Below are 11,797 nucleotides of genomic sequence, written 5' to 3' on the forward strand. Positions count from 1 at the left end.
TCCTTATCTGGCAAAAGATTTAACTGATTAGCTCGCTCTAGATCAAAAACAATTGACAAAAATCGTCCAATGTCTTTCTCTATAAGGGTTCCATCTCTTATAACCCCCGTCCATTACATAACACAAACCGAAGAACCAAAACTTCCCACTTCATAATTCCCACTTCATAATTCACAATTCATAATTTATAATTCATAATTCATAATTCGCTTAATTACCAAAATTATGAGTCAAAAAATTGCCTTTTTAGGATTAGGAGTAATGGGAGCGCCAATGACGGCTAATCTTGTCCGTCAAGGTTTTGCCGTCAATGCTTGGAATCGTACCTCAGAGGCGCCGGGGATAACCATTGCCGGGGCAGCGGGTGCGAACATTTGTTCTAGTATCGCCGCCGCCGTCAGGGATGCCGAGATTGTCTTTACCTGCGTCGGGGATGTGCCTGACGTGGAAGCGGTAATTTTAGGACCGGGGGGTGTCATGGAATCGGCAGCCGTGGGAACTCTGGTGGTGGATATGAGTACCATTGGCTCTCAAGCCGCTAGGATGATTGGTAAAAAGCTAGAGGAAAATAATCTCCGTTTTCTCGATGCTCCCGTCTCTGGGGGCGATATTGGGGCGAAAAACGGCAGTTTAACTATTATGGTGGGAGGGAAAGAAGCGGATTTTCAGACTTGTCTGCCCTGTTTTCAAGCCATGGGTAAAACTATTCGCTGGTGTGGCGAAATCGGCAACGGACAGGCGGTAAAACTCTGTAATCAAGTCTTGGGGGCGGTTCACATGGTGGCGCTGTGTGAGGCTCTAAAAATGGCAAAAATTCAAGGATTAGACCCCAATTTAGTCATAGAAGTCTGTAAAACGGGGGCGGCGGGTTCTTGGGCTTTAGAAAATTTGGGACCAAAAATCCTCGCCCAAGATTTACAGCCGGCTTTTATGATTGAACATATCTTAAAAGATTTGCGATTAGTCAAAGAAACTGCCCAGACAGCCGGGGAAATTCTGCCCGGGACAGATTTAGCGGAAACTCTATTTAAAGTAGTAGCGGAATTGGACGAAGGCAAGGGAATTAAACAGGGAACCCAAGCGATGATTCGCGCCTACGATTAGGCCTTTTGTTGACGATAAATATCATCGGTACGGGCAGCCATGATGAAATCATTTTGATGTAATCCGCCCACGTCATGGGTCCACCAAGAAACGGTAACTTTACCCCATTCTGTCAATAAAGCGGGGTGATGGCCTTCTTTTTCCGCCGCTTCTCCCACGGCATTAGTAAAGGCGATTGCCCCTTGAAAATTGGCAAATTTATAGAGTTTTTGCAGACGGGGAATACCCTCGTATTCTAAGAGATTCCAATCGGGAATTTTAGCCTGTAAAGCGGTAATTTCCTCGGCAGTGATAGGAGAAGAACACGATTGACAAGGTTGACATTTTTGTTGGGCAAGTTCGGTCATAGGGGTATCAATCTAGATTTTTTAAGTAAGTAGTTATAATTAAATTGAAGATAGATTTTGCCTCTAGTCCCCCCTGCCCCCCTTGATAAGGGGGGTGCCGATAGGCGGGGGGATCCCCCCTGCCCCCCTTGATAAGGGGGGTATCTGACAACTTTTAACACCTACCTACTTACCTTTATTATAGAGGAAAATCCCCCAGAGAAATTTTCTATTCTTCCTCTGACTCTGGAGAACTTACCCAAGGGGTAGAAGATTCGGCAGCCTTCGGGAAAGAAAAAGATTTTTTCGGAGGAGAAGGCAATAATTCCAATTGTCGATTACTGGTTTTATAGCTAGTTTTATTTTTCTGCTCTCCCCGTCGTCGTTGGGAGGTTTTTTCCTCCGTCGTATTTTCGGCTATCACTTCATACAAAATCGCCCGTTTATCCTCTTGTTGGCCTTTTCTTAAAACCCGTCCTAAACGCTGAATATATTCCCTAGTGGAACCGGTTCCCGATAAAATAATCGCGATGCGCGCTTCCGGCACATCAACCCCTTCATTAAGAACATGGGAAGTCACCAGAATTTTGTATTCTCCCTGACGAAAACGGGTCAGGATTTCATGGCGTTCTTTCACGGGAGTTTGATGGGTTATGGCAGGTATTAAAAAGCTCTCGGAAATGCGGTAAACTGTGGCATTATCGTTGGTAAAAATTAAAATTGGTTCCAGATAGTGTTCACAGATTAACTCGGCTAAAACCCGCAATTTTCCCTGGGTTCCGGAGGATATTTCCTTCGACTCCCGGTGGGCCAACATGGCCCGGCGCCCTTCGCTACTTCTGGCACTAATCATGACAAAATTTTGCCAACCATCTAAACCAGACAAACTGAGATTATTTCTTCTTAAAAAATCATTGCGAATTTTAATTGCTTCTTGATATTTTTCCTGTTCTTTGGCAGATAGTTTCACTTTGATTTGAATTATTTCATGATCCGCCAGGGCTTTTCCTGACAAGTCTTGGGGACTTTTTTGATAAACAATTGCACCAATAAGATAATCTAAATCTTGATGACTACCATCACCGCGATCCGGTGTTGCTGTTAAGCCTAAACGATAGGGTGCGATCGAATCTTCCGCTATTTTCCGAAAGAAATCTGATGGTAAATGATGACATTCATCAAAAATCAAAAAAGCGTAACGATTGCCAAGAGTTTCTGAATAAATTGCCGCACTTTGATAGGTGGCGATTAAAATAGCACTATTATCCTTAGAACCTCCCCCTAATAATCCCACCTCGGCATCGGGAAAAGCCGCCAACATCTGGGCATACCACTGGTGCATTAAATCAATAGTCGGCACGATAATTAAGGTACTGCGGGGAGTCGATTGTAGAGCTAATTGGGCAAGATAGGTTTTACCGGCAGCGGTGGGAAGGACAATGACACCCCTTCTCTGGGATTTTTTCCAAGCGATTAACGCTTCCGTTTGGTGGGGGTAGGGTTCCCGTTCAAAACTGGCAATTAATTCTAAATTGTTAAAAGCTTTTGCTTCATCTTGGAAGTTAATGCCCTCCTCCTGTAGGGTTTCCACGAGAGGACGATAATGAATGGCCAAAATGCGAAATCTTTCGATACGATCATCCCAAGTGGCAAAATCTAGCCATTTTTTCCCTTTTGGTGGTGGATGGAGAATTAAGGTTCCTCGCTCATATTTGAGGGTGGGTAAGCGCATTTTTCAGTTATCAGTTATCAGTTATCAGTTATCAGTAAACAGTTATCAGTAAACAGAACGTAGGTTGGGTTGAAGCATGAAACCCAACGCCCGCTCATGTTACGCTACCGCTAACCCATCCTACAAATAATTGTGCCTCCCTACTTATCAGTAAACAGTAAACAGTAAACAGTAAACAGTATAAGTGAACTGAAAACTTACATCTGATAACTGATAACTGATAACTGATAACTGATAACTGATTCAAGGCTGACGGCGGCAAGATAGCTTATCGTTAGATCATATTGATCGGGCTAAAAAAATAGAGTGTGAATTAACACACTCTCAGCATATCGAAACAGCTAAAGTTTGGCAATAGATTAAATCTTTTCGGTTAGCTTAGTCAGAACGCGATTGGAACGTTCCACAAAAGCTTGCATTCCCTCGGCATCAAATCCTTTTTGAGCGATTAAAGCTAAATCATAAACGTGCTGACAGAGCATTTTCGCTAATTGCGCCGATGGAGATTCGCCGCTACCAGTAACAATACTTCCCTGACTAATCTGGACAATCTGTTGAATTAAGGGATGATTAGTATTAATCATCAGAATATGTTCTTCGGGGAAAGCCATGGCTTTTTGTTGCATCATTGCCGTCATTTCCTGTAAGCGTCGCATCGCTTCTGGAAGTAAGACAATTGCTGGGGGAGTACCTTGGGGATCATCGGATTTCAAGGCTTCAGTTTTGATATTGATGCGGGAATTATCGAGGGCTTTGGCGAAGATTTCTTTGATCAATTCAGCCCTGGTTTTATTACTAGCGGGATCGATAATTTCACTAGCTTGATCCTGTTCGAGCAGCGTCGAGTCTAGTTCAGAATCAACCCGGGTGAATTTCACATCGGAGTATTCTCTTTCTAGGAAAGGAATAAAGTAATTAGTATCGATGAAAGAATCAAAGAAGAGGATTTCTAAACCTTGATTTTTGTAGAGTTCAACGTAGGTGGATTGACTACGAGGATCGGTACAGTAAAAAACTCGATTTTCGTGGCGTTCTTTATGGCGTTCTAGGTAGGCTTTGAGAGTAGTATAACCTTCCTGTTCGATCGCTTCTAGGGGAGTTTTCGCCGTTGCTTCTTGCCATGCGTCACCTTCGGCGGTTTGCACTTCCACTTGTACTGGGGTTTCTGGGGGTTTGTAGGTAGTCCGATAGATTAAAATATCTTCTACCTGCTGTTTAAATTTATCCTCTTTCAAGGAACCAAATTTAATAAAGGTTCCCACATCTCCCCAACAACGAATATATTCTTTTGCGTCTTCATTGTATAGAGATTTGAGGCGATCAGCAATTTTTTTGGCAATAAAATCGGCAATACGGCGAACGGTACGATCTTTGGTTAAAGCACTTCGAGATACATTTAAAGGAATATCTGGACTATCGATAACTCCTCGCAAGGGTATCAGGAAATCGGGAATAATTTCCTCGCAATGATCACTGACAAAAACCTGATTACAGAATAACTTTAACTGTCCTTTTGAGACATCCACATCCGGTCTGAGTTTGGGAAAATAGAGAATGCCATTGAGCAGGAAAGGATAATCAGTATTCAGATGTACCCAGAGTAAAGGTTCTTCTTGGAAAGGATAGAGATAACGATAGAATTCTAGGTAGTCTTCTTTCGTCAGATTTTGAGGAGATTCTTTCCATAAAGCCCGTTGTTGATTAATCACTTCCCCATCAATTTTAATGGGAACGGGCATAAAATCCGAGTAGGTTTTGACTAACTGGCGAATGCGGGCAGGTTCTAAATATTCCCCTTCCTCATCCATTAAAGTTAGGGTGATAGTGGTGCCGATTTGGCTGCGGGAAGAATCGGTTAGTTCAAACTCTGGAGAACCATCACAGCACCAATGGACAGGGGTAGCACCTTCCTGATAGGAAAGAGTATCAATCTCTACCTTTTTAGCCACCATAAAAGCCGAATAAAAACCTAGGCCAAAATGACCGATTAAATCGTTGGCTGATTTTTGGTATTTATTGATAAATTCTTCCGCACTGGAAAAGGCAACTTGGTTAATATATTTCTTGATTTCTTCCGCCGTCATCCCGATACCATTATCGGTAATTGATAGGGTACGATTTTCTTTATCGATGGCGAGATTAATTTCTGGTTCGGGGACTTCTCCTCTCGCTTCTCCTGCTAAGGAAGCCATTTTTAATTTCGAGATGGCATCAACACTATTGGATATCAATTCCCGCAGAAAAATTTCATGGTCAGTGTAGAGAGATTTTTTGATAATAGGGAAGATATTCTCGGTATGAATCGTGATATTACCTTTTTCGAGTACCGTCATACGTTCAATCACTAAGGGCTTGACTATTCTAACTTTTTTATTTTGCTCGATAATGGCAGCATTGATCACAGAGCGATTGCCCAACTTCTTCTAGGGGGATAACCGTACCGATAAAGGTATTTAACGGCAGCGGGGCGATTTCTAGAACTTGATCGCAAAAATTAGGGGTAAGTGCCAGATTATCGCAGTTATTGATGACTTTTTGACTTTTGCAAGCGGTTGGTTGAGATTTGCCGATTGAGGGGGAATTGCAGTAGCTCTACTGTTTACTTTGCAGATATCCCTCAATCAAAATATCGGGATTGAGATAATTAACCGTGACATTTTCTAACTGTAAAGCTTGGCTCATTAACTGGAAACCTAAATCACCCACGGCAGTAGGTGCCTTGATTCCGCCGATGATTTTGGGCGCAATAAAAGCGATAATTTTTTGTACCATGCCCTCAGCGATCGCGGCGGCGCTTAAACCGCCGCCGCACTCCCACAAAACCTGACAAAATCCCCTCTGATAAAGATTTTCCATCACTAAAGTGGGTGTCACCTCGGTGAGTTCGATCACTTCCACGCCTTTTGTTAATAATTGTTGCTGAAGCTTGACATTAGCATCAATTTGTGTATAGACAAGGGTGGGAAATTGACTGGTATCCCAAAGATGGGCCGAGGGAGGTAAATCGAGCGATCGAGTCATGACCACGCGCAGGGGATTATGATCGGAGAGGCCGTGAGTGGTAAGGTGGGGATTATCTTGACGGACAGTGCTACCGCCGACGATAATCGCATCACAGGCCGATCGCAATTGATGGACTATTTGGCGAGAAGCGGGGCTAGTAATCCAGGCGCTATGACCGCTAGTGGCGGCAATTTTGCCATCGAGAGTCATGGCATATTTGAGAATACCGAAGGGTTTTTTAGCGGTGATGCGATGGATAAAACCCTGATTGAGTTGACGACATTCGGACTCCTCCACTCCCACCAGCGTCTCGATGCCTGCCGATTCTAATCTTTGAATGCCTTTCCCCGCCACTAGGGGATTAGGATCGATCATCCCCACCACCACTTTTTTAATGCCTGCTTGCACAATTGCCTCGCTACAGGGGGGAGTCCGTCCATAGTGGTTACAGGGTTCAAGATTGACGTATAAAGTGGCACCACGAGCTTTTTCCGCTGCCTGTCTCAGGGCGAAAACTTCTGCATGGGGTTGTCCGGCCCCTGGGTGAAAACCTTCGCCGATAATTGTACCCTCTTGAACGATCACAGAACCCACCAAAGGATTAGGAGAAGTCCGCCCCAAGGCTTGCCTAGCAAGGGTTAGACATCTTTGCATCATTGTGCGATCGAATTCCGTTGCCCGGGCCATGGTTGATTTCTCCAAAGGAGGGGAGAGTTTTCAGTGATCAGTAAACAGTAATCAGTGATCAGTGGGAATTATAGATTATAAATTATGAATTATGAATTAGGAGATGGGGGTGATGGGGTGATGGGGTGTGGGGAGATGGGGAGACCACTTCGTGTGCGTTGCGGGGGGTAGTGGGGCATTTGGCTGAAATTTCCCTAAACCCCTAAACCCCTAAATCCCTAAATTCCTAAACCCCTATATCCCCTTTCTAACTGATAACTGATAATTGATAACTTCTCTACTATTATTATTTTAAAGTGAAACGTATCAGAGGATACAGAAATCTCAAATCAAAACAACAAAGATCGAAAAACATTGACTACTCACACATCAAGATAAATCCCTAGGTGTTTGGTCTTCTGAAATGATTGACCCCTGTTCCTAGGATTTAGCGGTTGAACGGACATAATTGCTCGGTGATTATTTTCAAAAGTAATGAATCGACCTACTAACTCAACAAAGTAAACGAATTAACGATGAAACGAATTGCTCGAAAATCTGGGGAACTTGTCGGTTTGTTACCCAAAATTAACCCTGTCTGGTTAGCCTGTGTTCCCTTGTCTGCGATTATTTTTGTGGTTTGGAACACGGCCGTACAGGCCCAGGATGCGAAACCCCTAACCCCCGAAGATGTCCAAAACGCCCTCAATACAATCTGGGTTTTAATTGCCGCCATCCTCGTGATCTTTATGAATGCGGGTTTTGCGATGCTAGAAACGGGATTCTGTCGTCAGAAAAACGCCGTTAACGTTCTGGCCAAAAACCTGATCGTTTTCGCCCTCTCCACCATATCATTTTGGGCGATCGGTTTCTCCCTGATGTTCGGGTCTGTCAGTAACGAATTTTTCGGTACGGGAGGTTGGTTCCTTAGCAGTAGCGATCCCGCCACCTACGTTATGCCTGCCTCTTTGCCCACCTCGGTGTTCTTCCTGTTCCAAGTCGCTTTCGCGGGAACGGCGGCAACCATTGTATCTGGGGCAGTGGCAGAACGGATTAAATTCACCGATTTCCTCGTTTTTAGCTTAATTATCGTTGGTATCATGTACCCGATCACCGGTCACTGGGTGTGGGGTGGCGGTTGGTTAGCCGACCTTGGTTTTAAGGACTTCGCCGGTTCGACGGTAGTTCACTCGGTCGGTGGTTGGTCTGCCTTAACCGGGGCGGCAATTCTCGGCCCGAGAATGGGTAAATACATCAACGGTCGCACCAATGCCTTACCCGGCCATAACATGAGTATTGCGACCCTGGGTTGTTTAATTCTCTGGATTGGCTGGTTTGGTTTTAACCCCGGTTCTACTTTAGCGGTTAATGAAACTGTACCCTATATCGCTGTCACCACTAACCTCGCCGGGGCCGCGGGCGGCATTGCCGCTACCTTTACCGCTTGGGCGAAAGATGGTAAACCCGACCTTTCGATGATTATTAACGGTATTCTGGCCGGTTTAGTAGCCGTTACTGCCGGTTGTGATGGTGTATCCTATTGGTCGGCGGCAATCATCGGTTTAATTGCCGGTGTAGTCGTGGTTTACTCGGTGGCTTTCTTCGATAACCTGAAAATTGATGACCCCGTGGGTGCGACTTCCGTTCACCTCGTCTGTGGTGTGTTTGGAACTTTAGCCGTCGGTATCTTCAACAAAGATGCGGGTTTAATCACCGGTCAATTCCAACTGTTTATTAACCAAATTATCGGAATTGTGGCAGTAGGGGCATTTACCCTGATTGTTAGTGGTATTGTTTGGACAATCCTCAAGGCGACCCTCGGTATTCGTGTTACTCCCGAAGAAGAAATGGAAGGTTTGGATGTGGGTGAACACGGGATGGAAGCCTATAGCGGTTTCGTCAAGGAGTCCGATATCGTTACCGGCGGCCATTATGCTTCCAGTGTTGACATGGAAACGCCTAGCAGTCGTTAGGTTAAACCTTGTAAAGATAGATTAATTTACCCCCGACAAAGTTAAAGAGAAAAGGAAGAAGGCCTCGCCCCGCTGCGATCGGTGGCTATAATTGGCTTCTAAACCTTTTCTCTTTCGGTTTTTTGTCTCTTTCCGGACAGAAAAAATTAATCTTGCTACTAGGCAGCAACCGTCAATGAAAAAGATCGTAGGAATAACCATACTTTTGCTGGCACTGGGATTCAATTGCGGAGTTGCCCCAGTTTTTGCGGAAACCATCGCCGCCGCTCCCCCCAATCCGATTAGTGCTGGAGATACCGCTTGGATGCTGATCTCGTCGGCTTTAGTTTTATTAATGACCCCCGGACTGGCTTTTTTTTATGGGGGTTTAGTGCGTTCGCGTAACGTCCTCAACACCATGATGATGAGTTTGGTGGCCATGGGCGTCATCGGTGTAACTTGGGTGCTGTGGGGTTATAGTCTCGCTTTCGATGTCACCCCGGGTAAAAGTGGTTTTGGCGAGGGAATTGAAGCTTTGATCGGGGGACTGGATTGGATTTTTCTTAACGGTGTCACCGCGGCCACACCTGACAATATCGGTTATGCACCCACCGTTCCCCATCAAGTGTTTATGGTCTATCAGATGATGTTTGCGATCATCACCCCGGCTTTAATTTCGGGGGCGATCGTAGAACGGGTCAACTTTAAAGCCTATTTTTGGTTTTTACTGCTTTGGTCCACTTTTATCTATTCTCCCCTAGCTCACTGGGTTTGGGGTAAGGGTTGGTTGGCTGCCACCGGGGCGCTGGATTTCGCCGGTGGAACCGTTGTTCACATTAGTTCCGGGATTTCCGCACTGGTGGCCGCTTGGGTGATTGGCCCGCGTCGCAGTTTTGGCACCCAAACCTACGCACCCCATAATGTGCCTTTTGTTCTCCTAGGTATCGGTTTACTCTGGTTCGGTTGGTTTGGTTTTAATGGGGGTAGTGCGCTTTCCTCTAGTTCCCTAGCCACGACAGCTTTTGTTAATACCAGTATCGCAGCTTCGGCTGGTGGTTTGACATGGATGCTTATAGAATGGATTTTACGGGCTAAACCGACGGCGATCGGCATTGCTAGTGGATTTTTAGGGGGATTAGTCGGTATAACTCCGGCTGCCGGCTATGTGCTGCCGATTGGGGCGATTCTCATTGGTTCGATCACTGCCCTTACCTGTTTTTTTGCGGTTAGTCTCCGGGCAAAATTGCGCTTTGATGATTCTTTGGATACCTATCCCGTCCATGGTGTCGGCGGAACGATAGGGGCGCTGCTTACGGGGCTTTTTGCCACAAAAGCGGTTAATTCAGCTGGAAATGATGGTTTATTTTTTGGGAATCCGGGGTTACTGTGGACGCAATTTGTTGGCGTTGCCGCTACTTATATCTTTGCTGCCGTCGGTACTTTTGTCATCCTGAAAGTTCTCAGTTTATTTATGGACTTGCGGGTTAAACCGAATACGGAAGCAGAAGGGTTAGATGTGCCTCAACACGGAGAGGAAGCCTACGGACAGGAATTCGAGTTTGGTAACAGCTTTTCCTACCAAGAAAATCCTGCTGCCACAAATCCGCAAGAAAATTATTAGCGATTCAATCGGCTATCGGTGCGGCTAACAGAGGCGAAGTTTCGTCTCTGTGAAACTTGGCCGAACATGGGCAAGACAGCCAAAAATTAGCGATTCTTGCCAGCAAGAATCAAGAAATTTGTAGGCCAGCTAACTCAGCAATTGTATAGGTGGAGCTGCCTTTAATAAGTATCTTAGGTTCAAGATTCTAACAGGAGCATAATTTTGTCAAAGTGAAAACCTAATTAGCTAAGGATTTCCCTCCTGTCTTCAGGCTCCTAACTCGGAGAATTTGGTCGTCAATCTCTTTACTTAGCCAAGAAAATCCTCGATCTCCTGTGCCGTCTCTTCCGGTGCTTCTTCCGGTAAAAAATGACCACTGGCGATCGCTTGTCCGGTGACTTGATTAGCTCGCTGCTGCCAAAGAGCGATAGATCGTATTGACGAGCAATGAAACCTTTTTTTCCCCAAAGAACCAAGAGGGGAGAGGAAATTTTCCGTTCTAAATCCTGACGATCATGCTCTAAATCGATGGTAGCGGCGGCCCGATCATCGGCACAGGTGGCGGTTATCGTGCTTAAATCTCGAAAACAACAAAGCTTCCTCTGTAAAAGCGCTAAAATCTCGCCCCCAACTTTGCCAGCAATGTTGCAGATAATAATCGGGATTAGCGGCGATCAGGGTTTCGGGAAAAGGGGAAGGCTGAATCAAGAAGAACCAATGATAGTAGGCAGTGGCAAAAGTTTGCTCTGTAGCCTCGTACATCGCCAGCGTTGAGGCTATATCGAGTAAAACGATTTTTTTACCTTTTCGGGGAAATCGAGGGCGAGATGGTAAAAAACTTGCGCCCCTCGATCATGACCGATCAGATAAAACTCCTGATAACCCAATTTTTCCATCAGCAACACCTGATCGAGGGCCATCACCCGCTTGCAATAATTGCTAGAATCCTCTAGGGGTAAGGGTTTATCGCCATCCCCGTAGCGGCGCAGATCCGTGGCGATCACCGTAAAATTAGCCGCTAATCGGGGGGCGATTTTATGCCACATTTGATGGGTTTGGGGATAACCATGGAGCAAAAGCAGCGGAAAACCGCGCCCACCTTTGACACCATTGATAGTAATGCCATTAATACTAAATCCGTTGAGTATAGGCTACTTATCAGGACAGGCAAAAGGCAATAGGCAAGAGGCAAAAGGGGGAATAAATAATCAGTCTTTAATAACTGGATTTAGTATAACTTCTAGCTGAAATTTCCGAAAATTTGTCAGCATTTGGCTCTCCCAGGTTTGGTGGGTAAAATGTATTCTAGGATACAGTCCTGCTGGCGAGTGAGTGGAACGAACCACAAAGACACAAAGGACACAAAGATTGATCGATCATATTGTAAGTTAAACTGATCACACAGAACCTA

The 11,797-nt window shown here is 45.2% G+C and carries 7 protein-coding genes and 1 pseudogene; 3 read left to right on the forward strand and 5 right to left on the reverse strand.

Annotated features, from left to right (window positions below):
• Positions 1 to 225: 225 nt before the first annotated feature.
• Positions 226 to 1,104, forward strand: a complete 879-nt coding sequence (locus ACE1AQ_RS09525) for an NAD(P)-dependent oxidoreductase (RefSeq protein WP_008204640.1) — start codon at positions 226 to 228, stop codon at positions 1,102 to 1,104.
• Here ACE1AQ_RS09525 and ACE1AQ_RS09530 read toward each other — a convergent pair.
• The 4 genes from ACE1AQ_RS09530 to ribD form a co-directional block, all read right to left on the reverse strand.
• A complete protein-coding gene (locus ACE1AQ_RS09530) occupies positions 1,101 to 1,451 on the reverse strand; it encodes a 4a-hydroxytetrahydrobiopterin dehydratase (RefSeq protein ID WP_008204638.1) in 351 nt (116 codons plus the stop codon). The two genes, ACE1AQ_RS09525 and ACE1AQ_RS09530, sit on opposite strands and share 4 nt — an antisense overlap.
• Before the next feature lie 208 nt (positions 1,452 to 1,659).
• Positions 1,660 to 3,162, reverse strand: coding sequence for a DEAD/DEAH box helicase (locus ACE1AQ_RS09535; protein ID WP_110543395.1), 1,503 nt, complete (start codon positions 3,160 to 3,162; stop codon positions 1,660 to 1,662).
• Positions 3,163 to 3,521: 359 nt separating this feature from the next.
• Positions 3,522 to 5,495, reverse strand: coding sequence for a molecular chaperone HtpG (gene htpG / locus ACE1AQ_RS09540; protein ID WP_110543491.1), 1,974 nt, complete (start codon positions 5,493 to 5,495; stop codon positions 3,522 to 3,524).
• A 259-nt stretch (positions 5,496 to 5,754) separates the two neighbouring features.
• Positions 5,755 to 6,852, reverse strand: coding sequence for a bifunctional diaminohydroxyphosphoribosylaminopyrimidine deaminase/5-amino-6-(5-phosphoribosylamino)uracil reductase RibD (gene ribD / locus ACE1AQ_RS09545; RefSeq protein WP_008197407.1), 1,098 nt, complete (start codon positions 6,850 to 6,852; stop codon positions 5,755 to 5,757).
• A 515-nt stretch (positions 6,853 to 7,367) separates the two neighbouring features.
• Between ribD and ACE1AQ_RS09550 the strand changes: the two genes are divergently transcribed.
• Both ACE1AQ_RS09550 and ACE1AQ_RS09555 read left to right on the forward strand, forming a co-directional pair.
• Complete coding sequence (locus ACE1AQ_RS09550) at positions 7,368 to 8,804, forward strand: ammonium transporter (protein WP_008197408.1); 1,437 nt, start codon at positions 7,368 to 7,370, stop codon at positions 8,802 to 8,804.
• 175 nt (positions 8,805 to 8,979) lie between these two features.
• Positions 8,980 to 10,404 (forward strand): ammonium transporter, encoded by a 1,425-nt coding sequence (locus ACE1AQ_RS09555; RefSeq protein ID WP_110546000.1) that lies wholly within the window; start codon positions 8,980 to 8,982, stop codon positions 10,402 to 10,404.
• A gap of 291 nt (positions 10,405 to 10,695) precedes the next feature.
• On the opposite strand, the pseudogene ACE1AQ_RS09560 reads toward ACE1AQ_RS09555, so the two are convergent.
• A pseudogene (locus tag ACE1AQ_RS09560) lies at positions 10,696 to 11,534 on the reverse strand (alpha/beta fold hydrolase).
• Positions 11,535 to 11,797: the final 263 nt, after the last annotated feature.

The organism is Microcystis sp. BLCC-F209, assembly GCF_041928595.1.
In the GTDB taxonomy this organism is placed as follows: Bacteria; Cyanobacteriota; Cyanobacteriia; order Cyanobacteriales; family Microcystaceae; genus Microcystis.

Bases quoted from the DNA above. Each gene is read 5' to 3' on its own strand.
- ACE1AQ_RS09525 (WP_008204640.1), top strand. From the start codon at position 226: ATGAGTCAAAAAATTGCCTTTTTAGGATTAGGAGTAATGGGAGCGCCA.
- ACE1AQ_RS09530 (WP_008204638.1), bottom strand. From the start codon at position 1,451: ATGACCGAACTTGCCCAACAAAAATGTCAACCTTGTCAATCGTGTTCT.
- ACE1AQ_RS09535 (WP_110543395.1), bottom strand. From the start codon at position 3,162: ATGCGCTTACCCACCCTCAAATATGAGCGAGGAACCTTAATTCTCCAT.
- htpG (WP_110543491.1), bottom strand. From the start codon at position 5,495: ATGACGGTACTCGAAAAAGGTAATATCACGATTCATACCGAGAATATC.
- ribD (WP_008197407.1), bottom strand. From the start codon at position 6,852: ATGGCCCGGGCAACGGAATTCGATCGCACAATGATGCAAAGATGTCTA.
- ACE1AQ_RS09550 (WP_008197408.1), top strand. From the start codon at position 7,368: ATGAAACGAATTGCTCGAAAATCTGGGGAACTTGTCGGTTTGTTACCC.
- ACE1AQ_RS09555 (WP_110546000.1), top strand. From the start codon at position 8,980: ATGAAAAAGATCGTAGGAATAACCATACTTTTGCTGGCACTGGGATTC.